This is a genomic window from Kribbella sp. NPDC055110 (assembly GCF_053607525.1).
This window is the reverse complement of record NZ_JBSGTS010000007.1, coordinates 55,882-78,548: the sequence shown is the minus strand read 5'-3', so window position 1 is coordinate 78,548 and position 22,667 is coordinate 55,882. Positions and strand designations below refer to the sequence as shown.

Genomic DNA, 22,667 nt, shown 5'->3' with positions numbered 1-22,667 from the left:
GCGAGTCGCTGCACTTTGACATCGCCCACGGATAACGTCAGATCGTGCTGAGTCTCACAGATGTCCAGGCCGCCGCAGAGCGCCTGAAGGGTGTCGCGCACCGTACGCCGGTACTCACCTCGCGGACGCTCGACGAGCGTGTCGGCGCGCAGGTGTTCCTCAAGGCGGAGAACTTCCAGCGGATCGGCGCCTTCAAGTTCCGCGGGGCGTACAACGCGATCAGCCGTCTCACCCCGGAGCAGCTCGCGGCCGGCGTGGCGGCGTACTCGTCGGGCAATCACGCGCAGGCCGTCGCGCTGGCTGCCCGGCTTGCGAGGACGCCGGCGGTGATCCTGATGCCCGAGGACGCTCCACCGACGAAGCTGGCTGCGACCCGCGGGTACGGCGCTGAGGTGGTGACGTACGACCGGTACACGCAGGACCGGACCGCGCTGGCTCAGGAGTTGGCCACCGAGCGCGGGCGGACGTTGATTCCGCCGTACGACCACTACGACGTGATGGCCGGGCAAGGGACGGTGGCGCTCGAGCTGATCGAGGAGGTCGGGCACCTCGGCGCGCTCCTGGTCCCGGTCGGTGGCGGCGGGCTGATGGCCGGTTGTGCGACCGCGGCGACGTTGATGTCGCCCGGGATCCGGATGATCGGTGTCGAGCCGGCCGCGGGCGACGACCACGCCCGCTCGCTGGCGGCGGGTGAGCGGGTGGAGATCGCCGTCCCGCGGACGATCGCGGACGGGCAGGCGATCTCGACGCCGGGTGAGCTCACGTTCGCGGTGAATCAGCGGCTGGTGGAGTCGTTCGAGCTGGTCAGCGACGAGGAGATCCTGGCCGCGATGGCGTTCGCGTTCGAGCGGCTGAAGATCGTGCTGGAGCCGAGCGGGGCGAGCGCGCTGGCCGCGTTGCTGGCCGGACGGATCCACGGGCTGCCGGAGCGCGTCGGAGTGGTGCTTTCAGGCGGGAATGTGGGGCTGGAGCGCTTCCACGAGCTGCTCGGAACTAGCTGAAGACGCAAGAACTTTAGGGTGCCCTGAGCACCCTCTGTGCCCGTTGTCACAGAAAGCAATCATGAAATGTGACCGAGGCCACACCGGAGCCCTCATTTGCCGCCTCCGCCCCGCTCAGATGCGCTCAGGACACCTGGTGTTCACCCTGGCTTGCTGACCCGTCAGCGGCCCTCTCAAGGCCATTTGGGAGCGACTTTGTCGATCTAAGGGTTTGCGTCGTGATCGTTCTGTTATACAGTCGTCGGCGGTTCGGTAAACAACACGAACTGCACACGGGTCAACGCCGAGCCCTGCCAGGGCCCATGTGCTCCCCTCGAACTACATGGCAGGGGTGGGGGACCCATGAAGTTGGGTCTCGACCGTGAGTGGCCGAGACCCTGGGGTGAAGTCCGCGGGAGCGGACCGGGCTATGAATCCCAGCCCGAACCCGACAGCTAACTTCACAGGCGTCGGGAGACAACCATGCCCGTCACTGCCCGACGGACGTCGCTTCTGCGCGCCGTCAGCCAGACCGCCGAGTCCAGTACTAGCCGGCCTACCGGCCGGACTCTGGCGAAGCACCGTAGGTCCACCCGTCCGGGAACTCCCCGGGCTGCCGCCGCCGTTCTGACGGTCGGTCTCGCGGTGGGCGGTGGAGCCGCTCTCACCGTCAGCACCACCCCTGCTGCTTCGGCGGCCACCACCTCCGCCACCGCGACGACGACGCCGCGTGGGTACTGGAGCATCCCGAGCAAGCCGCTGCTCCGGTTCCGCGACAGCGGCCCGACCGTGAAGTACGTCCAGAGGGCCCTGCACCTTGGTCCGGACGGCTACTTCGGCGCGAGCACCGTCCGGGTGCTGAAGAAGTTCCAGACCTCCTGGGGTCTGACGGCCACCGGCTACATGGACAAGAAGACCTGGGGCCGGCTGACCTGGGCCGCCAAGCACAAGGTGCTCTACGGCAAGTACAGCGCCAGCAGCGGCACCACCACGTTCCGCGCCAAGGTGCTCCGCGAGGCGGCCAAGCTTAAGGGCACGCCGTACCGCTACGGCGGCACGACGACCCGCGGCTTCGACTGCTCCGGCTACACCGGCTTCGTGTACAAGAAGGCCGGCAAGAAGCTGCCGCGCACGTCGCGCCAGCAGTACAGCGCGACCAAGCACATCAGCCGCAAGGCCGCCAAGCCGGGTGACCTGGTGTTCTTCCGCAACGGTGGCGGCGGCGTGTACCACGTCGGCATCTACGCCGGCGGGAACATGCTGTGGCACGCCTCGAAGCCGGGTCGCCCGGTCGCCAAGGCGAAGATCTGGACCAGCAGCGTGGCCTTCGGCCGCGTCTGAGTCCTGACCGGCCGGCGCCCTTCCCCCCATTGGGCGCCGCCGGTCGTCAGCGTCCTATCCCCCCAGGCACGCTGACGTGCGAAACCGGCCCGAACCGTCGCCCCCACCCCTCCGACGGATCGGGCCGGTTTCCTTTTTCCCCCGGCCCCGCGAGTCAGTCGTCGAGGAGGCCGGCTTCGTAGGCGAGGATCGCGACCTGGACGCGGTTGGTGGCGTCGAGTTTCACCAGGGCGCGGGAGACGTGCGCCTTCACGGTGGCCTCGCTCATGAAGAGCCGTCGGCCGATGTCGGCGTTCTGCAAGCCGCGGCCGACCGCGACCAGCACCTCCCGCTCGCGCTCGGTCAGCTTGTTGATGCGCTCCTGCGCGGCCCGCTTCCGGTCGGCGCGCGGGTCCCCGGCGAAGTGCCCGATCAGCCGCCGGGTCACCGCGGGCGACAGCATCGCGTCCCCGGCCGCCACCACCTTGATCGCCTGCACCAGCTCCCGCGGCGGCGTGTCCTTGAGCAGGAACCCGCTGGCCCCGGCCTGCAACGCCCGGAACACGTAGTCGTCCAGGTCGAATGTCGTCAGTACGACGATCTTCGGCGGATCCGGCAGCGCCTGCACCTCGCGGGTCGCGGCCAGCCCGTCCAGCCGCGGCATCCGGATGTCCATCAGGACCACGTCCGGCCGGTGCTCCTTCACCATCTTCGCCGCGTCCGCGCCGTCATCGGCCTCGGCGACGACCTCGAGCTCGTCGTCGGACTCGAGGATCATCTTCAGCCCGGCTCGCACCAGTGCCTCGTCGTCCACGATCAGCAGCCGAGTCATCGCTCTCCTTCTTCTCCGTGCGATACCGCGTCTCCGTGCAAGGCCTCGACCTCGTCCGGCACCAGTGGGTCGGACGGCTCGCGACCGTCCGACCACGGCAGCCAGGCTTCCACCCGCCACCCGCCTTCCGTCGTCGGTCCCGTCCAGAGCCGACCGCCGACCAGCTGCACCCGCTCCCGCAGACCGACCAGGCCGGCACCGGCACCAGGCAGCAGTGAACCAGCAGCCACCGGCCGGACATTCGTCACCCTGACCGTCACGCCTTCACCAGGCGCGCCATGCACCTGTACGTCGGTCGCGGCGCCACGCGCGTGTTTGTGCACATTGGTCAACGACTCCTGCACCAAGCGGTAGACCGTCCGCCCGACAGACACCGGTACGTCGTCGGGCAGCGTCACGTCGTACCCCACAGCGACTCCGGCGTCTCGCGAGGCCGTGATGAGCCGTTCGAGGTCCGAGGCCTTCGGGACGGGCGTCAGGTCCGCGCCGTCGACGCTGATGTCGGACCGCAGTACGCCGAGGACCTCGCGGAGATCCTCCATCGCCTGTCGCGCGGTTTCGCGGATCAGCCGGGCCGAGTCCTCGACCTTGTCGGAGCCGACGGACGGGTTCACCTCGAGACCGCCCGCGTGCAGCGCGATCAGCGAGACCTTGTGCGCGAGGACGTCGTGCATCTCCTGCGCGATCCGGGCGCGCTCGCCGAGGCGGGCCTGCTCGCTGCGCAGTTCGCGTTCGGCCTCGGCCCGCTCGGCGCGGTCCCGCAGCGACGCCATCAGGTCGCGGCGCGCCCCGACGTACGCGCCGATGGCGATCCAGGTGCCGACCAGGAACGGTCCGGTGAAGATCGACGTCCAGATCTGGCCCCGGCTGCTCCAGCCGTTCAGGACGTAGGCGGCGTACGCGGCGACGCTGAGGATCGCCAGCGCGAGGTCCCGGCGCCGGATCGCCAGCGTCAGCAGGGCGAGCCCCATCGGGACGAAGATCGACCCGGTCAGCATCGCGAGGACGGTGACCGCGGTGACAGTCACCGGGAACCGCCGGCGCCAGAACAGCGCGACGGAGGCGACGATGCCGGCGCCCAGCACGTACCAGTCCTTGACGGACCACCCGTTGCCGCCGGACGCGGCCTGGGTGACGATCGTCACCAGGCTGAAGCCGACGTACAGGATGTCGCGCAGGCGCGGGGCATGCCTGACCCACCAGGCGTACCACCGGCGCAACCGTCGCATTCCGTCACTGTAGTTCGACGGTCGACGCGATCACGTCCCCCTTCCGGGTGGGTTCTGCAGCCGATCGGACGACTTTCGTAGGGGGTGACGACAGCCGCTCGTCCGATGTGCGACCGGGGTCGGTGACGGTTGACTCGATGTCATGATCACCGTCGAGAACCTGACCAAGCGCTACGGCAGCACCACGGCTGTCCAGGACGTGTCGTTCACCGTTCAGTCCGGCAGCATCACCGGCTTCCTCGGCCCGAACGGCGCCGGCAAGTCGACCACGCTGCGGATGCTCACCGGTCTGACGCCGCCGACCTCCGGCACCGCGTCCATCACCGGCAAGCGGTACGTCGACCTGCCGAACCCGGGCCGTGTCGTCGGGGTCATGCTGGACGCCGCTGCGCAGCACCCGGGCCGCACCGGGCGCGAGACGCTGCTGCTGAACGCGAGCCTGCTCGGCGTGCCGAAGACGCGCGCCGACGAGATGCTCGAGGCGGTCGGACTCGGCCATGCCGCGAAGCGCCGCGTCGGTCAGTACTCGCTCGGTATGCGGCAGCGGCTCGGGATCGCTTCGGCCCTGCTGGGTGATCCCGCCGTACTGATCCTCGACGAGCCGGCGAACGGGATGGACCCGGAAGGCATCCGCTGGATGCGCGGACTGCTGCAGGACTTCGCCTCCCGCGGCGGCACGGTGATCCTGTCCAGCCACCTGCTGGGCGAGGTGCAGGCGACCGTCGACCGGCTGGTCGTCATCGGCGGCGGCCGGATCGTCGCCGACGGCTCGCTGCAGGAACTGCTGGCCGGATCCGGCACGCTCGTCCGCGGCCTCGACCCGATCCGCCTGAACGAGGCCCTGACCGCGGCCGGCCTGAACCTCGAGCCGCTGCACGACGGCGCGCTCCGCGTCGACGCCACCGCCGAGCAGGTCGGGCGGGCCGCAGCCGCTGCCGGTCAGATCCTTCTCGAACTCCGCCAGAGCGACGGCGCCGGCCTGGAGGACCTGTTCTTCCAGCTGACCACCCAACCGTCACAGCCCGTCGCCGCTGCCGCCTGATCACCTCGAATCTTCCTGGAGACCTTCATGACCACCCTGACCGACGTCGCGCCCGCGACAACCGCCAAGCACCGCAGCGAGGTGGCGACCAGCTTGCCGCCCGCGCGCGGTCAGTCCTTCCTCAAGCTCGTCACCATCGAGCTCCGCAAGTCCGTGAACACCCGCAGCGGCCGGGTCCTGATCGCCGCGATCCTGCTGATCGCGCTCGCCGCGCTGACCTGGCAGTTCACCCACCTGCCGAAGGGCGACGCCGGCTTCGACGGGTTCCTCGGCGCCGCGTCCACCGGCGTAATGCTGCTGCTGCCGGTGATCGGCGTGATGGCGATGACGTCGGAGTGGACGCAGCGGACCGCGCTGACCACGTTCACGCTGTCGCCGCGCCGGGTCCGGGTGCAGCTGGCCAAGTTCGCCTCGGCGGTCGTGCTGAGCGCGGTCGTGATGACCGCGGTCGTCGCGCTGGCGCTCGCGAGCACCGCGCTCGCCGGTGGGATCACCGACCACGCGGCGTCGTACGCCGGACTCGGCGGGCAACTCGCCGGGGCCTACCTGACTGTCGCGCTGAACGTCGTGATGGGCGCTGCGTTCGGTGCGATCATCCCGCAGACCGCGGTAGCGATCCTGGCGTACTTCATCGCGCCGACCGCCTGGTCGCTGGCCGGACCGGCGCTGTTCAAGGACAACGCGAACTGGCTGGACGTGTTCGGCGCGCTCGGCCGGATCGCAGAGCGTGATCTGCACGGGATGGTGCCGGAAACGCTGGTCGCGGTAGGGGTCTGGATCGTCCTGCCGACCATCGTCGGACTGTGGGCTAGCTCACGTCGCGAAGTGAAGTAACGGGGCCGGACGCGGTGGGGTGGGCCGGTTTGAGGGGACCTGCCCACCTCACCGATGCTGTGATCGGACCTCTGGTCGGGGGCGGTGCGTGTGTCGATCCGCCGCTCCGGGTATCCTTGAACCACGATTACTGACGACTGATCCGTGGGCGCCACGCAGCGTACCCGGTTGACTTGTGCGAGGGGGTCGACGCTATGGGGCGCGGCCGTGCAAAGGCCAAGCAGACGAAGGTCGCACGCGACCTGAAGTACCGCACCTGGGACACCGACTTGGACCAGCTCAAGCGAGAGCTGTCCGGTGACCAGGGTGGCGACCGTTCTGCAAATGGTGACAACGACGGCGACGGTGACGACGCCGACGACTACCACCCCCGTCGGTAAGCAACATTCGCCCGGCTGAGCTGCTCAGTGCGCCATGGGGTGCCTGAGCAGCTCACCGTGCGTCCCGACGTGTTCCATCACACCTGCACCACCTGTGGCGGATCAGCGACTCCAGCAGCCCGAGGCGTCGGACGGCTCGAGCGAGACCCGCTCTCAGGTGGCGAGGTGCACTCCGGTCAGCGACCGACCTACTTGGCGTAGGTGCCTTCGAGGGTGACCGCCCCGCCGGGCGCTGCGGTGACTTCGCCGCAGATCCAGGCGGGGATGTCGCGCGCGGCCAGCGCCCGTACGGCGGCGTCGGCGGCCGACCGATCCAGTACGGCGACCATGCCGGCGCCCATGTTCAGCGTCTTCTCGAGCTCGGGCAGTGCGACGTCGCCGAGCAGCCCGACGAGCCCGAAGATCGGTGCCGGCGTCCACGTCGAGCGGTCGATCCGCACGGACAACTCGTCCGGGATCACCCGCGCCAGGTTCGCGGCGAACCCGCCACCCGTGATGTGCGACATCGCGTGCAGTGGCTTCTCGTCGCCGCCATTCAGCTCCTGGATCAGCTCCAGGCAGTGCTTGGCGTACACCCGCGTCGGCGTCAGCAGCACCTCACCGAGCGTCGTACCCAGCTCAGGCACGACCCGGTCCAGCTCCCACTTCGCGCGGTCAAAGAACACATGGCGCACCAGGCTGTACCCGTTCGAGTGCAGTCCCGATGACGCCATCGCCAGTACGACGTCGCCTGCGCGCACCCGCTCCGCGCCGAGCACCTCGTCCGCCTCGACCACACCGGTCGCCGCGCCCGCCACGTCGTACTCGTCCGGCTCCAGCAGCCCCGGGTGTTCCGCGGTCTCACCGCCGACGAGCGCCGTACCGGCCTCGACACAGGCCTCCGCGATGCCCTTCACGATCTGCGCGATCGTCTCCGGCACCACCTTGCCGGTGCAGATGTAGTCGGTCATGAACAACGGCTCCGCGCCGCACACGACCAGGTCGTCGACAACCATCCCGACCAGGTCGAACCCGATCGTGTCGTGCTTGCCGAGCTTCTGCGCGATCGCGACCTTGGTCCCGATCCCGTCCGTCGACGTCGCCAGCAGCGGCCGCCGGTACGACGTCAGCGCGGTCGCGTCGAACAACCCGGCGAAACCGCCGAGCCCGCCGACCACCTCGGGACGGGTCGCCTTCGCCACCCACTCCTTCATCAGCTCGACGGCCCGGTCACCGGCCTCGATGTCGACCCCGGCAGCGGCGTAACTCGCGCCTTGACTCACGTTCTTGTTCTCCCTAGAAGTACTACGGGCGGCTGAGCGCGTCCGCGGCGCCGCCACCGCCGGAGACCGTCGCCAGGCCGTCGACGTCGGTGGTCACCGGCAGCTCGAGCAGGTGCTTGCCCAGGTGCTCCGGGTCCGGCAGCGCCACCGGGTAGACCCCGTCGAAGCACGCGCGGCACAGCTTGTCCATCGGCACCGTGGTCGCCTCGACCAGGCCGTCCAGGCTGATGTACCCGAGCGAGTCGGCGCCGAGCGAGCGGCAGATCTCCTCGGTGTTCAGCCCGTTCGCGATCAGTTCGGCGCGGCTCGCGAAGTCGATGCCGTAGAAGCACGGCCACTTCACCGGCGGGGCGGTGATGCGGACGTGGATCTCGCGGGCGCCGGCCTCGCGGAGCATCCGGATCACGGCGCGCTGAGTGTTGCCGCGGACGATCGTGTCGTCCACCACGACCAGGCGTTTGCCCTCGATCACCTCGCGCAGCGGGTTCAGCTTCAGGCGGATACCGAGCTGGCGGATCGTCTGGCTCGGCTGGATGAACGTGCGGCCGACGTACGCGTTCTTCACCAGGCCGGAGCCGTACGGGATGCCGGACTCCTCGGCGTACCCGATCGCACCGGGCGTGCCGGACTCGGGCGTCGCGATCACCAGATCGGCCTCGGCCGGGTGCTCCTTGGCGAGCTTGCGGCCGATCTCGACGCGGGTCGAGTAGATCCGGCGGCCGGAGATCTGGGTGTCCGGGCGGGCCAGGTACACGAACTCGAACAGGCAGCCCTTCGGGTCCGCCTCGGCGAACCTCGTCGACCGCAGCCCCTCGGCGTCGATCGCGACCATCTCACCCGGCTCGATCTCGCGGATGAAGCTCGCGCCGACGATGTCCAGGGCGGCGGTCTCGCTGGCGATCACCCAGCCACGCTCCAGCCGGCCGAGCACCAGCGGGCGGATCCCCTGCGGGTCGCGAGCGCCGTACAGCGTGTTCTCGTCCATGAAGACCAGGCTGAACGCGCCCTTGACCTTCGGGAGGATCTTCGCGGCCGCCTGCTCGATGGTCAGGTCCGGGTACCCGGCGAGCATCGAGGTGAGGATGTCGGTGTCACTCGACGCACCGTGCTTCGCGTTCGCCTTCGCATGGTCGACGTCAGCGTCCAGACCGAGATCCAGGTCACCTTCACCGTTCAGGCTGGCGGCGAGCTCACTGGTATTGGTCAGGTTGCCGTTGTGCCCGAGCGCGATCGACCCGGTCGCGGTAGACCGGAACGTCGGCTGCGCGTTCGCCCAGACACTGGACCCGGTCGTCGAGTACCGGCAGTGGCCGATCGCGATATGCCCGCGCAGCGAAGCGAGAGTCGCCTCGTCGAACGCCTGGCTGACCAGCCCCATGTCCTTGTAAACGAGAATCTGACTCCCGTTACTGACCGCGATCCCGGCCGACTCCTGCCCCCGGTGCTGCAAGGCGTAGAGCCCGAAGTAGGTGAGTTTGGCAACCTCTTCCCCCGGCGCCCAGACCCCGAAGACGCCACAAGCGTCCTGCGGACCCAGATCCTGCGGGTCGAGTTCATGAGTAAGCCGACCATCGCCACGAGCCACACCAGCAGTCTACGGGACGCGACGTGGACCGAAGACCAGCGTCTACCAGCAGACGACGCCGCCGCAGATCGGCACGGACCCGACCGCCGCTGACGTGGTAGCCGGGGTGACCGTCACCAGAACCGCGACCATACTGACCACAATCAGCAACTTCTTGATCACAGATCGCCCTTTCGAAATAATCCGACCTCTCTCAGAGTGCTTACTATCGACGCACTGTGTATATGGTCGGTTCCGACAAGTTCTGGAGGAGAAGGTCCTGTGCTGGAGCCGCTGGGGGTGGACGAAGCCACTTTTGCGGTCTATCACGCCCTCTTGAGCCACCCAGACAGTACGCCCGAGCAGATTGCCAAGCTAGTCAACCGTTCGGCCGACGAGGTCCACGGCCTTATGGACAACCTGCGTCGGCTGGAACTCCTGGTGCCGACCTGGACCAATCCAGACGGTGAGCACGCAGTCCATCCACGCGTCGGGCTGACCGGCCTGGCGGAGCGGCGGCGAACTGAGCTGAACAAGAGGCTTGGTGAGCTCAGGGAGGCCGAGGCTTCGGCCGAAGTGATCGCCGAGCAGTACAACGAACTGCTCACAGCACGTACGAGCGGTGACGTCGAGGTGCTCAAGGGGCGCGCGAACGCTTCTCGGCGGATCGAGGAACTCGCCCTGAAGGCGAGAGACGCATTCTGGGGCTTGATTCCCGCACACTTCGATGACTCGCTGCCCCAATCGGACAGATCTCCAGACTTCGATCTGCTCGAGCGCGGGATCAAACTGCGGACGGTTTACCTGCAGAGCATGACATCGTCGAAGCAGGCCCTGGAGTACGCGACGAAGATGCACCGATTGGGCGGCGAGGTCCGCGTCACTCCTACGCTGCCAATGCGCCTGCTGATCCTCGACCAGGAGCTCGCCATCCTCCCGATGGACCCGGAGAACCCGACCGCAGGCGCAGTCATCCACCGCACTCCCGCTGTCGTATCTATCGCGATCGCCCTTTTCGACTCGTACTGGTCCAGAGCAACCGAGCTCTTCGACCCCGATGACCGCGACGACGAGACGCCATTGACGCCTCACGAGGCCGAGGTGCTGCGCCTCCTGGCCGGCGGCGCCAAAGATGAGCAGGTCGCCCGTCTCCTAGGCATCTCCCTCCGCACCGCACGTCGCATCACCGCCAACCTCTCCGAACGCCTAGACGCCGCCAGCCGCTTCGAACTCGGCGTAGCTGCCGCAAAGCGCGGCTGGGTGTAGGTCCGACTTGTTCGAGTCGCTGGGGCTGACCGAGGAGAGTCTCGCCGTCTACCAGGCTCTGCTTCAACGCCCAGAACTGGTTCGCGCGGCGCATATCGGTGAGCTCGCTGCCACCGTCGAGGTGAGCGAGAGCGAAGTCGAGGCGCGGCTCGGCCGGCTCCGAGAGCTTGGTCTGCTCGTGCCGCGTTGGAACATCCCGGACGAGGAATACCCTCTCGACCCGCGGGCAGCGTTCGACATTCTGGCCAGCCGCCGCCAGCAGGAGATCGACAAACTCACCGGCGAACTGAACGCGGACAGAACCGAGGCGGCTCAATTCGTCGCGGACTACTCCGACATTCTTGTCCAGAAGAACGCCGGTGGCGTGGAAGTTCTCGAGGGCGAACGCGCATATCAACGGATGCAGCATTTCGAACCGGTGAAATCCAGTTGGGCGATGTTTCCACCGGATCCGATGCCATTGTCTCGCCCACCGGAGGAATCGGGCGACATCCGGTTTCTGGAACGTCGCATCGACGCTCGGTACCTCGTTGTCGAGTCGCAGTTGAAGGTACGTGGAACTCGCGAGTATTTCGATTTCATACGGGAATACGGCGCGGAGGTGCGGGCTGTGCCTTCGGTGCCGTTGAAGATGATCATCTTCGACGGCGAGGCCGTGGTTGTAGGGATCGACCCTGACAACAATCCGGCCGGGGCGATGGTTCACCACAGCACGGCTGTCCTTCGGATCGCTGTCGACCTGTACGAGCACTACTGGCAGCGTGCTCGGCGTGTGATCGAAACCGCCATACCACCGGAGAACGATCTCACTGCGCAGGAAACCGAGTTTCTTCGGTTGCTTGTGCGTGGCGGGACCGATGAGCAGGTGGCTCGGAAGCTTGGGGTTTCTCTGCGTACCGTGCGGCGGATTGCGGCGAAGCTTAGTGAGCAGGTGGGGGCTTCGGGGCGGTTTGAGCTGGGGGTTCGGGCGGCGCAGCGGGGGTGGGTGGATTAGCCCCAGTCCCAGGCTCGGGAAAGGGGCTTGGTGCGACGGGACATTGGGTTCTCCTCGTGGGGCGGGAAGGGCGAGAGGAATGGGTGCGCCGCCCGGCCTCTCGGTACGGGAGTCAAACAGAGGGAACGTGGCGTGGGCAACGGGCGGCGGTGGCCGGGGGAGGTCGTTGGCCGGGGGCGGCCACCTGCTTCCAGGGCCGCTTTGCGGAAACTTTCTGCCACCAGGTGCCAAATAGTTACCGAAAACCGCGCTGCCCGGTGCGGAGCAGGAACCCTTGAAACAGCTCGGCCGTCGGCGCACCGCTCAAGCGGGTGCCGACGGCCGTTCGCTTTGGTCCGGGTCTAGACCGTTTTGAGGGCGGTGAGGAGTTTGTTGAGGGAGTCCCGGGCGTCGCCGAACAACAGCGTGGTGCGGGGGTCGTAGAGAAGTTCGTTCTCGATTCCCGCGAAGCCGGGGCGCATGGAGCGTTTGAGGAAGATGACGCGCTGGGCCTCGTCAGCGTTCAGGATCGGCATGCCGTAGATGGGGGCCGACGGGGTGTTGCGGGCGGCCGGGTTGACGACGTCGTTGGCGCCGACGACCAGGACGACGTCCGTCGTCTTGAAGTCGCCGTTGATGTCGTCCATCTCGCGCAGCTGGTCGTACGGGACTTGGGCCTCGGCGAGCAGCACGTTCATGTGGCCGGGCATGCGGCCGGCGACGGGGTGGATGGCGTAGTCGACCTTGACCCCGCGGCTCTGCAGTTCCTCGACGAGGTCGCGGAGGGTGTGCTGCGCCTGCGCGACGGCGAGACCGTACCCGGGCACGATGATGACCTTGTTCGCGTACCCGAGCAGGATCGCGACGTCCTCCGGTCCCGCCGAGATCACCGGCCGGTCGGACGCCGTACCGGCGCCCAGCGTCGATCCGCCGCGGACGGCACCGAACAGGATGTTGAAGACGGACCGTCCCATCGCGTCCGCCATCAGCTTGGTGAGCAACGTACCGGCCGCGCCGACCAGCGTGCCCGCGATCAGCAGCAGCGTGTTCCCGAGGACGTAACCGCCCGCGGCGACGGTCAGACCGGTGAAGGCGTTCAGCAGCGAGATCACGATCGGTACGTCGGCACCGCCGACCGGCAGCACGAGCATCACGCCGATCGCGAGACCGATGAGGCAGAGGAGTACGCCGACCCACACCCGCGGATCCGACACGAGCCAGACCGCGAGCGCGACGCCGCCCAGCAGCGACGCGACGAAGAGCACGGGCAGACCCGGGAACGTCACCGGACGGGTCCTCATCAGTTCCTGCAGCTTGGCGAACGTCACCACCGAGCCGGAGAAGCTGATCGCGCCGACCAGGATCGTGAACGCCGTGGCGATCGCCGCGACGGTCGCGTCGGAGGGTACGTCGCTGAGCTCGAGCAGGGCGACCAACGCGGCCGCGCCACCGCCGACGCCGTTGAACAGGGCAACGAGCTGCGGCATCTGGGTCATCTGCACCCGCCGCGACCCGATCACACCGCCGACGGTGCCGATCGCCAGCGCGATCAGGATCGGCACCAGGTGGTCGGGTTTGTACGCCGCGAACGTGATGATCACCGCGAGAACCGCTCCGGCGGCGCCGATCAGGTTGCCGGTCCGCGCGCTCCGCGGCGACGACAGCGCCTTCAGCGCGACGATGAAGCAGACCGCGGAGACCAGATAGCCGATCTGGGCCCAGGTGGGGATCACTTGTGCAGCTCCTTCTTGCGAGCCCCCGGGCCTTTGAACATCTCCAGCATCCGGTCGGTGACCACGAACCCGCCGACCATGTTCACCGTCGCCAGTACGACGGCCAGCAGTCCGACGATCACCACGATCGCGGAGTCGGCGGCTCCGGTGACGATGATGGCACCGACCAGGATGACGCCGTGGATGGCGTTCGCCCCCGACATCAGCGGGGTGTGCAGCGTCGAGGAGACCTTGCTGATCACCTCGACCCCGACGAACGCCGCGAGTACGAAGATCGTCAGCAACGCGATGGATTCCGTCATGCCTGGCCCTTCAGAAGCTCTCGGGTGGGCTCGTGGAGTACGGCGCCGTCGTGGGTGACGCAGCAGCCGCGGACGATCTCGTCGTCGAAGTCGGGATCGAAGGCGGCGTTCCGGGTCATCAGCCGGATCAGGTTCGCGATGTTCTGACCATAGAGCCGCGAGGCGGGTCCGGCCATCTGCGACGGCACGTTCGCCCCGCCCCAGACCAGTGCGTCGCCGATCGTCAGCTCGGTCCCGGCGACGGATCCCTCGACGTTGCCGCCCTGTTCCGACGCCAGGTCCACCACGACCGAACCGGGCTTCATCTGCTCGACCATCTGCCGTGTCACCAGCATCGGTGCGGTCCGGCCCGGTACGGCGGCTGTCGTGATGAGGGCGTCCGCGGCGGCGACGTACGGCGTGAGCAGTTCACGCTGGAGCTGCGCGCGTTCCGGGGTCATCTCGCGGGCGTACCCGCCGGGTCCGTCGAGCGTTCCGAGTTCGAGCTCGATCGGTACGGCGCCCATCGACGCGATCTCCTCCGCGGCGGCAGTACGTACGTCGTACGCCTTGACCACTGCTCCGAGGCGTTTCGCGGTGGCGATCGCCTGCAGGCCGGCCACGCCGGCGCCGAGGACGAGGACCTGGGCCGGCGGGACGGTGCCGGCCGCGGTCATGTTCAGCGGGAAGAACCGCGGCAGCCTTTCGGCGGCGACGATCGCGGCCCGGTACCCGGCGACGAGCGCCTGCGACGACAGGGCGTCCATCGACTGGGCCCGGGAGATCCGCGGGATCAGCTCCATCGCGAACACCGTCAGCTTGGCCCGGGTTGCGGTCCGGACCACGTCTGGCGGGTTCGTCGGCAGGAACGACATCAGCGCCGTACCGGCGTGCAACCGTTGCAGGCGCTCACGTTCGAGCGGCTGCACCGAGGTCACGATGGTGGCTGCGTGGTCGGCGCCCCAGGCCACTTCGGCGCCGGCGTCGCGGTACTGGTCGTCGGAGAACAGTGCGCGTTCACCGGCGGCCGGCTCGACCGCGACCTCGTAGCCGAGCTCGATCAGTTTCGCGACTTGTTCCGGCACCAGCGCGACCCGGCGCTCCGCCGGTCTGGTCTCCCGTACGACTGCGATCTTCACTCGCCGAAACCTATGCCAAACACTGGGTCGCCGAAAAGCCCGGTCACGACTGGTTTGCGAGGTTCTGCAGCAGAAGAGCCTCGGCGAGGCAGACCTTGGCGAACTCCGCGAGGTGCAGACCCTCGTCGATACCGTGTGCGCGGGTGTCCGGATCCTCCACGCCGGTGACCAGGATCGAGGCCTGCGGGAACGTCTGCTGGAACTCCGCGATGAACGGGATCGAGCCGCCCATGCCCATGTCGATCGGCTCGACACCCCATGCCGTCTTGAACGCCGCCCGGGCCGCTTCGTACCCGGCGCCGCGCGCGTTCACGCTGCACGGCTGACCGTTCTGGCCCTCGGTGACGATGACCTGCGCACCCCACGGCGCGTGGTTCTCGAGGTGCGCCTTGAGCGCCGCGCTGGCCTTGATTGCGTCGTCGCCCGGCGCGACCCGCAGGCTCACCTTGGCCCGCGCGACCGGCACGAGCGTGTTGCTGGCCTCCGCCACGGACGGCGCGTCGATCCCCAGTACGGCGATCGCGGGCCGGGTCCACAACCGGTCGACGAGCGAACCTGATCCGGTCAGCCGGACGGAGTCCAGCACGCTCGACTCGGCCCGCAGCCGGTCCTCCGGGTACTCCACATCGGCCGCCCGGGACGCATGCAGCCCGTCCACCGCGACGTCGCCCTTGTCGTCGTGCAGGGTCGCGAGCAGCCGGCACAACGCCGACAGGGCGTCCGGGATCGGTCCACCGAACAAACCGGAATGGACCGCATGATCCAGTGTCCGTACTTCGACGTACGCCTCCACCAGGCCGCGCAGCGACACTGTCAGCGCCGGCCGGCCGACATCCCAGTTGCCCGAGTCCGCGATCACGATCGCGTCGGCGGCGAGCTCGTCGGAGTACTCGTCCAGCAACTGCAGGAGGGTCGGCGAGCCGATCTCCTCCTCGCCCTCGACGAACACGGTCACACCCACCGGAAGATCGTTGCCGAAGGCCCGTACGGCGGCCAGGTGCGCCGCGATCCCGGCCTTGTCGTCGGCGGCGCCCCGCCCGTACAGCCGGTCGCCGCGCTCGGTCGGCTCGAACGGGTCCGACGTCCACTGCTCGACGGCCCCGGTCGGCTGGACGTCGTGGTGCGCATACAGCAGGACCGTCGGCTTGCCGGCCGGTGCGGCCTTCTTCGCGATGACCGCGGGCGCGCCGTCGCCGGCCCGGACGATCTTCACGGTGAAGCCTTCGGCCTCGAACAACGCCGCGGTCGCCTCCGCGGACCGCTGGACGTCGGCCGCGCGGGCCGGTTCGTAACTGACCGACGGGATCCGGATGAGGTCCTCGAGGTCGGCACGGACGCTGGGCAGAACGCGGTCGATCGCCGCTGACAGATCGCTCATGCGACAACCGTACGGCGTCCGTTCGCGGAGCTGACCCCCGGTGAACCCTCGCGCGTAACTGATTGCCGATTTACTCTGAGATTCTCGTAGGTTTCCGCCCAACCTCCGGAGGTCACCATGCGCATTCTTGCCATCTCGACCGCACTCATCACCACAGCTGCCGCCCTCACGAGCGCTCTGCCCGCGCACGCCGCGATCAGTTGCGACACCTCGACCAGCGGCGGTTCGACGTTCTACGACGGACCGTCCGCGTCCTACAAGTACGACGCCCGGTTCAGCAACAGCGCGAGCATCCCCAACCTCAGCACGCACACCCCGCAAGGCGCCGGCACCTGGTACGACTGGGACGGCTCCGGCAAGAACCTGATCCTGATCGCGGCGTACCGAGACGGTGCCGACTCGCAGATCTACGGCATCGATCCGTCCACCGGCTCGACGGTCGGCGTGGTCGCGATCGCCGAGTCCCATGTCGGTGGGATCACCGTGAGCAAGGGCTGGGCGTTCGTGGCCGGCCAGGGCAGCAGCATCCGCAAGTACCGGCTGACGGAGTTGCGCGATGCGTTGAAGGCCGCAGGTACGCCGTACCTCGCGCAGGTCGGTACGGCGCGCGACGTGGCCGGATCGTCGTTCATCGGGAGCTACGGGGACTCGTTGTTCTCCGGGACGTTCAACGAGACCGGCCGCGGGACCATGTACGAGTACAAGATCGCGGACGACGGCACGCTGACCACACTGGCCGGCGCCTGGGAGGTCCCGACGAAGACGCAGGGGCTGACGGTCACCGCGAACCACTTCATCTACAGCACGTCGTACGGGCGTGGGAACCGCAGCAACATCTACGTGGTGAAGCGCGGCCAGAAGGACCTGGACGCGGCGGCCCTGAGCTGCTTCCGCGCACCGAGCATGACCGAGGGCATCACGGAGTACAACGGCACCGCGTACCTGGTCTACGAGTCCGGGTCCTACCTCTACGCGTCGGATCCCGCCACGTTGAACGTCATCCCCCGCATGCACAAGGCCACCATCTCGTCCCTGACGTCCCTGGTGCCTTAGGACTTGTACGTCGCCGAGTCCACTACTGCTTGACGCGTAGTCGGGTTGTCGTCACGCACCTGCACCCGGAGCAGGTGCGTGGTGTCCACCACCTTGTACTGCTCCAGAACAGTCGGCACGTTGTTGCAGCTGTACCTGAAGGTGACGGTGTTCTCGGTCGTCTCCGGGTCGGTGCCTCCGGTGCAGCCGGCCGGCGGGGAGGCAGTCGTCGGCAGTTGAGTGGCGTCCACCAGGCCTACATAGACGCCTTCGGTGTTCGGATCGGTCTGCCAGTTGGAGGTGTTCGTGCTGACCACGAGCGACTTCCCGTCGTCGACAGCCTTCTGTTTCCAGAGACGCGGGACCTGTACTGACAGGTTCTGGTTCTCCACCTTCACCGGGCGGGTCAGGACGTACTGGTAGCCGCCGTACCCGCCGCCTGCTGCCAGCACCACTGCAGCGAGTGCTGTGAAGACACCTGCCCGCCTGCGACGCTCCGGCTTCGCAGCAACGGTGGACTGGCCGGCACTGGCCAGTGCGGTCGCCTGGTCGACCGGAGCGGTCGTAGGACTCGGTGCAGGCATCTCTGCGGCCGGTACCAGCCCCGCAGGGATCTTGCCCGTGGAGTGCGCCTCCCGCAGTGCATTGAGGAAGCTGTCGAGGTCCGGCCAGCGCTTGTCCCGGTCCGGCTCGAGAGCACGCCGTACGACGACATCGACCGCATCCGTCACGTCTTCGCGCAGTGTGGTCATCGAGGGCGGTGGCGCCTCGATCTGCATCACCGCACCGAGGCTAGCCACACCATGCGGCGCCTGGCCGGTGAAGGCGGCGTACGCGACCGCACCGAGCGAGTACAGGTCGGCGCGGTGGTCCAGCCGTTCACCCATCACCTGTTCGGGAGCGACGTACGCCGGGGTGCCGCCGGGCATCGTGATGCGGGAGACCTCGGCGAGCGACTTGCCCAGACCGAGGTCGGACAGCATCGCGCGATCGCCGTTCGGATCGGTGCGGAACAGGACGTTGGCCGGCTTCACGTCGCGGTGCAGGACGCCGCGGGCGTGCAGGTGCTTCAGGCCGCGACCGACCTGCGTGATGATCCGGACCGCCTCGCCGAACTCGAGCGGGCCGGCCTTGATCCGGTCCGCGAGCGTGCCGCCGTCGGCGTAGGTGAGGACCATGAACGGGCGGCCGTCGTCGGCCTCGCCGATGTCGTGCACGCCGACGACGTACAGCGAGTCGACCTTGCGCAGGAACCTGCCCTCGGCCAGGAAACGCCGACGGACGTCCTCGTCCTCGACCCAGTTCTCGGACAGGATCTTGACCGCGACCTCGGCGTCCAGCTGCTCGTCGCGCGCCAGCCAAACGGTCGCGAAACCCCCGGCACCCACCCGGCGGACCAGGGAGTACCGGCCGATCCGCGGTGGCTGGTCCATGGCGTAATTATGCTCGATCCGTTCTGCGACCGGTTCGCTGGAGTGAACAAAGCGGTATTTTCCGGCGTCACATCTGCGACAGCGGGATGCCGAACTGACCGTGAAGTGTTGAGGAGATCGCCGATGCGAGTGCAGAACGGCCGCCTGGTCGCCCTCGTCGCAGCTGTTGCCGTCGCCGCCATCACGGGCGGCGGAGCCCTCGCATACCGCCAGGGCCCGCAGGCCAACGCGGAAGCCGACGCCGCACCCCTGTCGAGCTCCCCATCCCCGGCCCCGAGCACCCCGACGAAAAGCACCCCCACGGTCAAGCCGACCTCGACTGGGACCCCTTCGTCCAAGCCGTCGACCACGTCGGCCGGTCCCGTGAAGACGAAGATCGACCTGAAGAAGCTCACCCCGGGCCGCACCCCGCAGATCACGTACCTGAGCGGCCGGACGATCCGCGGCGGCGCCGGCGAGGACGTCAAGGTCCCCGGCACCACCGACATCCAGGAGGTCGCGCGGCTGGGCAGTTCGTCGCTCGCCGTGGTCACCAAGGGTTTCGGCAACGAGATGCTAACCCTCGACAGCCAAGGCAACGTCACCCAACGAACGCCGGACGTCACCCAGATCGTCACCACAGACGACGGCAGCGCAGCGGCGTACGCCGGCACGAAGCTGAAGGACACCGGTGAGCAGACCGCCGGTGCGACCATCTATGCCGAGCAGGCCGAGGCGCAGGGCGTCCAGAAGATCACCGTTCCGGATATCTGGAACACCACGCTGGAGGCGTACGTCGACGGCAAGGTCTACTTCGACGCCTCCCCCACGCAGGACGGGGCCTCCGCGCTGTACGAGTGGACGCCCGGCGAGTCGAAGGCCACGTTGCTCAAGAGCATCCCGAAGGCGCTGGCGGTGTCTGGGGCAGGTACGGCGGGTTCGCTGACCACGCTCTCGGACCAGAGCAGCTGCAGCAGCCTCCTCACCGTCCCGGCCGGCAAGCGCCTGTGGCGCACCTGTGACTACCTGATCACCGGCTTCACACCGGACGGTGCCACAGTCATCGCAGGGTCGAAGTACCAGGACGGGTACGGCGACGGCATCGCGGCGGTCCTGGACGCGAAGAACGGCAGCCTGCTGCACGAATGGTCCGGAGTCTTCCGGCAGGCGGTCCCCGAGGACGACCAGCACATCCTGCTGCTCGCCGACACCGGCGACCAGACTCCGGCGTCAATCGTGCGCTGCACCATCTCCACGGGCGCCTGCGAGCTCGCTACTCCGCTCGCCAAGGGCCAGCTGCTGATCGGCGCCTGATCTGCTTGGAGCAGATTGGCCTGGGTTTGCTGGGGTTCTGGAGCAGACTGCGGGCATGACCACGGTTGCTGTTCTCGCTGATGTTCATGGGGTGTTGCCTGCTCTGGAGGCGGTGCTAAACGAGCCTGACGTGCGGGCGGCCGACCTGGTTGTGTTGGCGGGGGATATTGCGAGTGGGCCGCAGCCGGTGGAGACGTTGGATTTGTTGAGGGCGCTGGGCGAGCGGGTGGTGTGGGTGCGCGGTAACGCGGACCGGGAGCTCGTGGAGATGGCTCGGGGGATGTACGCCGGTGTGCCGCCGGATGCAGTGAGCCCGTGGGCTGCTGGGCAGTTGCGGGCGGACCAGGTTGAGCTCCTGGCTGGGCTGCCCACGACGGTGACGATCGGGGACGTGTTGTTCTGTCACGCCACTCCGCGCGACGACGAGGAGATGGTGCTGGTGGACAGCCCCATCTCCCGGTGGGCGCAGGTGTTCGAGGGCCTGCCGGATGAGGTCAGGACGGTCGTCTGCGGGCACACGCACATGCCGTTCGCCCGGCAGGTCGATCGGCGGCTGGTGGTGAACGCCGGCAGCGTCGGGATGCCGTACGGCGCTCCTGGTCCGAGCTGGGCGCTCTTGACCGAGGACGGCGTACAACTGCGTCGTGCACCGCTTGACGCGACCAAAGCAGCAGCCAGGATCGAGAGCGAGTCGACGTACCCGGGCCGTACTGAATGGGTTGCTGAGTACCTGCTGCACAACTACTCCGACACGGAGGCGCTGGAGGCGTTCAGGCCGCGCGCAGAAGGCTGAGCGGTTACCGTCAGGGGGTGTTCGCGCGGCGGCGGAAGCATTTCGGGACTCCGGCCGACAAGGCGACGTATGCGACCCTGCATACCGCCTCGTTGGCCAGCCCGCATTTGCGCGAGGGCCTGACACCTGCCGCGGCCGGCAAGGCCAGCCGCCATTTGAGAGACCTCCTGGGTACGGCGGCCATCGCGATCTGCGACTCCTCCGGCGTACTGGCGTGGGACGGCGTAGGTGGACCGTACGAAAGCAACCACCGCCGCGACGCCAAAGACCTCGCCGCACCGACCCTCCGCTCCGGCCGTACGGCGGTACTCGGCGCACATGACGTGGCATGCGGCGACCCGCAATGCCCGATCCGTACGGCGGTCGTCGCACCGATCGTCACCGAGGAGCGCGTGGTCGCCGTACTGGTCGCGTACAGCAACAACACCTCCGCAGCACTCGTCAGAGCGACCGAGGAGGTCGCCAGGTGGGTCTCTGGTCAGGTAGAGCTCGCGGAGCTCAACAAGGAGCGCACGCGGGCCATGGAGGCGGAGCTGCGCGCACTACGCGCCCAGATCAGCCCGCACTTCATCTACAACGCTCTAGCGGCCATAGCCTCGTTCGTACGCACTGACCCAGAGCGGGCGCGTGAGCTGCTCCTGGAGTTCGCAGACTTCTCCCGCTACGCCCTGCGGCGTGGCGGCGAGTACACCACGCTGGCGGACGAGCTACGCAACGTAGAGCGCTACCTGGTGCTGGAGCAGGCCCGCTTCGGCGACAGGCTCAAGGTGTCGTTGCAGATCGCTCCTGAGGTGCTGCCGGTGGTCATCCCGTTTCTGGTCGTCCAGCCCCTGGTGGAGAACGCCGTACGCCACGGCCTGGAGGGTACGACGGGAGTCGGCAACATCACGATCCGCGCGCGCGACCGGATCAACGAGGCGGAGATCAGCGTCGAGGACGACGGCGCCGGCAGCGACCCGGAGGTAATCCGGGCGGCCCTGTCCGGTGAGTCTGGTAGTGACTCGGTGGGTCTCGGCAACGTCGACGCCCGGCTGCGGCAGGTGTACGGCGACACGTACGGCCTGGTCGTGGAGACCGCTGTGGACGCCGGAACCAAGGTGACCTTCCGGATCCCCAAATACTCCTCAGGAGTGCATGCGTCGCCGTAGTGTTCGCCTTATGGCCGACTCTCCCCTGCGTGCGCTGGTTGCGGATGACGAGGAGCCTGCCCTGGAAGAACTGGTGTATCTGCTGGAACAGGACCCGCGGATCGGTGAGATCAGGAGGGCCTCCAACGGACCGGACGCGCTGAAGATCCTGCAGGCCAGCGACCTGGACGTGGTGTTCTGCGACATCAAGATGCCCGGGCTGGACGGCATCGACCTGGCCAAGGTGCTGTCCAAGTTCGCGAGCCGGCCGCAGATCGTTTTCGTCACGGCGTACGACGAGCACGCGGTGGCGGCGTTCGAACTGGAGGCCACCGACTACGTGATGAAGCCGGTCCGCCCGGAACGCCTGTCGCAGGCGATCCAGCGCGTGCTGACCCAGGGCGCACCGCCCGCACTGCCGTCACCGGAGGAGACGGACGACGAGGTGATCGCGGTGGAGCTCGCCGGCGTCACCAGGTTCGTCCAGCGCTCCACGGTCCGGTACGTCGAAGCGCAGGGCGACTACGCCCGCCTGCACACCGGCCAGAACTCGCACCTGGTCCGCGTCCCGCTCAGCACGCTGGAGGAACGCTGGCGCGACGCAGGCTTCACCCGGATCCACCGCAGCACACTGGTCGCTCTGCAGCACGTGGACGAGATGCGGGTGGACGGTGGCCGCTGCGCGGTCCGAGTCGGTGACGACTGGCTCCCGGTCAGTCGGCGGCACACGCGCGAGCTCCGCGACCTCCTGGTCCGTTCGACGTCACTGAGATGAC

Annotated in this window: 21 protein-coding genes and 1 riboswitch; of the genes, 12 read left to right on the top strand and 9 right to left on the bottom strand. The window is 68.0% G+C overall.

Going from position 1 to position 22,667, the window contains the following annotated elements; translation table 11 throughout:
• The first annotated feature begins 44 nt into the window (after nucleotides 1–44).
• Entirely contained in the window at nucleotides 45–1,001 is a 957-nt protein-coding gene (locus ACWF0M_RS13340) for a threo-3-hydroxy-L-aspartate ammonia-lyase (protein ID WP_452235901.1), read from the top strand.
• 295 nt (nucleotides 1,002–1,296) lie between these two features.
• A riboswitch (cyclic di-AMP (ydaO/yuaA leader) is annotated at nucleotides 1,297–1,464 on the top strand.
• Nucleotides 1,464–2,321, top strand: coding sequence for a C40 family peptidase (locus ACWF0M_RS13335; protein ID WP_452235900.1), 858 nt, complete (start codon nucleotides 1,464–1,466; stop codon nucleotides 2,319–2,321). (Overlaps the previous riboswitch by 1 nt.)
• Nucleotides 2,322–2,475: 154 nt before the next feature.
• Here the strand turns inward: ACWF0M_RS13335 and ACWF0M_RS13330 are convergent, their stop codons facing one another.
• Together ACWF0M_RS13330 and ACWF0M_RS13325 are read right to left on the bottom strand one after the other, a co-directional pair.
• On the bottom strand, nucleotides 2,476–3,132 hold the full coding sequence (locus ACWF0M_RS13330; protein WP_452235899.1) for a response regulator: 657 nt from the start codon (nucleotides 3,130–3,132) through the stop codon (nucleotides 2,476–2,478).
• Entirely contained in the window at nucleotides 3,129–4,361 is a 1,233-nt protein-coding gene (locus ACWF0M_RS13325) for a sensor histidine kinase (RefSeq protein ID WP_452235898.1), read from the bottom strand. Before ACWF0M_RS13325 ends, ACWF0M_RS13330 begins: the two co-directional genes overlap by 4 nt.
• Before the next feature lie 142 nt (nucleotides 4,362–4,503).
• Between ACWF0M_RS13325 and ACWF0M_RS13320 the strand changes: the two genes are divergently transcribed.
• From ACWF0M_RS13320 to ACWF0M_RS13310, 3 genes are all read left to right on the top strand, one after another.
• A complete protein-coding gene (locus tag ACWF0M_RS13320; protein ID WP_452235897.1) occupies nucleotides 4,504–5,403 on the top strand; it encodes an ABC transporter ATP-binding protein in 900 nt (299 codons plus the stop codon).
• 27 nt (nucleotides 5,404–5,430) lie between these two features.
• Nucleotides 5,431–6,237 carry an ABC transporter permease gene (locus ACWF0M_RS13315; protein WP_452235896.1) on the top strand — a complete coding sequence of 269 codons (807 nt, stop codon included), beginning with the start codon at nucleotides 5,431–5,433 and terminating at the stop codon, nucleotides 6,235–6,237.
• Nucleotides 6,238–6,431: 194 nt separating this feature from the next.
• Nucleotides 6,432–6,617, top strand: a complete 186-nt coding sequence (locus tag ACWF0M_RS13310) for a DUF3073 domain-containing protein (protein WP_131293116.1) — start codon at nucleotides 6,432–6,434, stop codon at nucleotides 6,615–6,617.
• Between the two features lie 188 nt (nucleotides 6,618–6,805).
• Here ACWF0M_RS13310 and purM read toward each other — a convergent pair whose 3' ends face one another.
• Together purM and purF are read right to left on the bottom strand one after the other, a co-directional pair.
• Entirely contained in the window at nucleotides 6,806–7,879 is a 1,074-nt protein-coding gene (gene purM / locus ACWF0M_RS13305) for a phosphoribosylformylglycinamidine cyclo-ligase (RefSeq protein WP_452235895.1), read from the bottom strand.
• 22 nt (nucleotides 7,880–7,901) lie between these two features.
• Complete coding sequence (purF, locus tag ACWF0M_RS13300) at nucleotides 7,902–9,464, bottom strand: amidophosphoribosyltransferase (RefSeq protein ID WP_452235894.1); 1,563 nt, start codon at nucleotides 9,462–9,464, stop codon at nucleotides 7,902–7,904.
• A gap of 261 nt (nucleotides 9,465–9,725) precedes the next feature.
• On the opposite strand from purF, the gene ACWF0M_RS13295 reads away from it, so the two are divergent.
• On the top strand, nucleotides 9,726–10,709 hold the full coding sequence (locus ACWF0M_RS13295; protein ID WP_452235893.1) for a helix-turn-helix transcriptional regulator: 984 nt from the start codon (nucleotides 9,726–9,728) through the stop codon (nucleotides 10,707–10,709).
• Between the two features lie 7 nt (nucleotides 10,710–10,716).
• Nucleotides 10,717–11,703 carry a hypothetical protein gene (locus tag ACWF0M_RS13290; RefSeq protein WP_452235892.1) on the top strand — a complete coding sequence of 329 codons (987 nt, stop codon included), beginning with the start codon at nucleotides 10,717–10,719 and terminating at the stop codon, nucleotides 11,701–11,703.
• Nucleotides 11,704–12,044: 341 nt separating this feature from the next.
• On the opposite strand, the gene ACWF0M_RS13285 is transcribed toward ACWF0M_RS13290, so the two are convergent.
• From ACWF0M_RS13285 to ACWF0M_RS13270, 4 genes are read right to left on the bottom strand one after another with little or no spacing between them, the layout of a single operon-like run.
• A complete protein-coding gene (locus ACWF0M_RS13285) occupies nucleotides 12,045–13,415 on the bottom strand; it encodes an NAD(P)(+) transhydrogenase (Re/Si-specific) subunit beta (RefSeq protein WP_452235891.1) in 1,371 nt (456 codons plus the stop codon).
• Entirely contained in the window at nucleotides 13,412–13,717 is a 306-nt protein-coding gene (locus ACWF0M_RS13280; protein WP_131293106.1) for an NAD(P) transhydrogenase subunit alpha, read from the bottom strand. The genes ACWF0M_RS13285 and ACWF0M_RS13280 overlap by 4 nt, the downstream gene beginning before the upstream one ends.
• Nucleotides 13,714–14,835 carry an NAD(P) transhydrogenase subunit alpha gene (locus ACWF0M_RS13275; RefSeq protein WP_452235890.1) on the bottom strand — a complete coding sequence of 374 codons (1,122 nt, stop codon included), beginning with the start codon at nucleotides 14,833–14,835 and terminating at the stop codon, nucleotides 13,714–13,716. The genes ACWF0M_RS13280 and ACWF0M_RS13275 overlap by 4 nt, the downstream gene beginning before the upstream one ends.
• A gap of 43 nt (nucleotides 14,836–14,878) precedes the next feature.
• Entirely contained in the window at nucleotides 14,879–16,213 is a 1,335-nt protein-coding gene (locus ACWF0M_RS13270; protein ID WP_452235889.1) for a M20/M25/M40 family metallo-hydrolase, read from the bottom strand.
• Between the two features lie 117 nt (nucleotides 16,214–16,330).
• Between ACWF0M_RS13270 and ACWF0M_RS13265 the strand changes: the two genes are divergently transcribed.
• The gene (locus ACWF0M_RS13265; protein WP_452235888.1) at nucleotides 16,331–17,266 is read left to right on the top strand and encodes a hypothetical protein; all 936 of its coding nucleotides are present in this window, start codon (nucleotides 16,331–16,333) and stop codon (nucleotides 17,264–17,266) included.
• On the opposite strand, the gene ACWF0M_RS13260 is transcribed toward ACWF0M_RS13265, so the two are convergent.
• Nucleotides 17,263–18,678, bottom strand: coding sequence for a serine/threonine-protein kinase (locus ACWF0M_RS13260; RefSeq protein WP_452235887.1), 1,416 nt, complete (start codon nucleotides 18,676–18,678; stop codon nucleotides 17,263–17,265). The two genes, ACWF0M_RS13265 and ACWF0M_RS13260, sit on opposite strands and share 4 nt — an antisense overlap.
• Nucleotides 18,679–18,801: 123 nt before the next feature.
• Here ACWF0M_RS13260 and ACWF0M_RS13255 point away from each other — a divergent pair, with 123 nt between their 5' ends.
• From ACWF0M_RS13255 to ACWF0M_RS13240, 4 genes are read left to right on the top strand one after another with little or no spacing between them, the layout of a single operon-like run.
• Complete coding sequence (locus tag ACWF0M_RS13255; RefSeq protein WP_452235886.1) at nucleotides 18,802–19,971, top strand: hypothetical protein; 1,170 nt, start codon at nucleotides 18,802–18,804, stop codon at nucleotides 19,969–19,971.
• 55 nt (nucleotides 19,972–20,026) lie between these two features.
• Nucleotides 20,027–20,764, top strand: a complete 738-nt coding sequence (locus ACWF0M_RS13250; RefSeq protein ID WP_452235885.1) for a metallophosphoesterase family protein — start codon at nucleotides 20,027–20,029, stop codon at nucleotides 20,762–20,764.
• Nucleotides 20,765–20,781: 17 nt separating this feature from the next.
• Nucleotides 20,782–21,912 (top strand): histidine kinase, encoded by a 1,131-nt coding sequence (locus ACWF0M_RS13245; protein ID WP_452235884.1) that lies wholly within the window; start codon nucleotides 20,782–20,784, stop codon nucleotides 21,910–21,912.
• A gap of 10 nt (nucleotides 21,913–21,922) precedes the next feature.
• Nucleotides 21,923–22,666 (top strand): LytR/AlgR family response regulator transcription factor, encoded by a 744-nt coding sequence (locus tag ACWF0M_RS13240; RefSeq protein ID WP_452235883.1) that lies wholly within the window; start codon nucleotides 21,923–21,925, stop codon nucleotides 22,664–22,666.
• Nucleotide 22,667 lies beyond the last annotated feature (1 nt).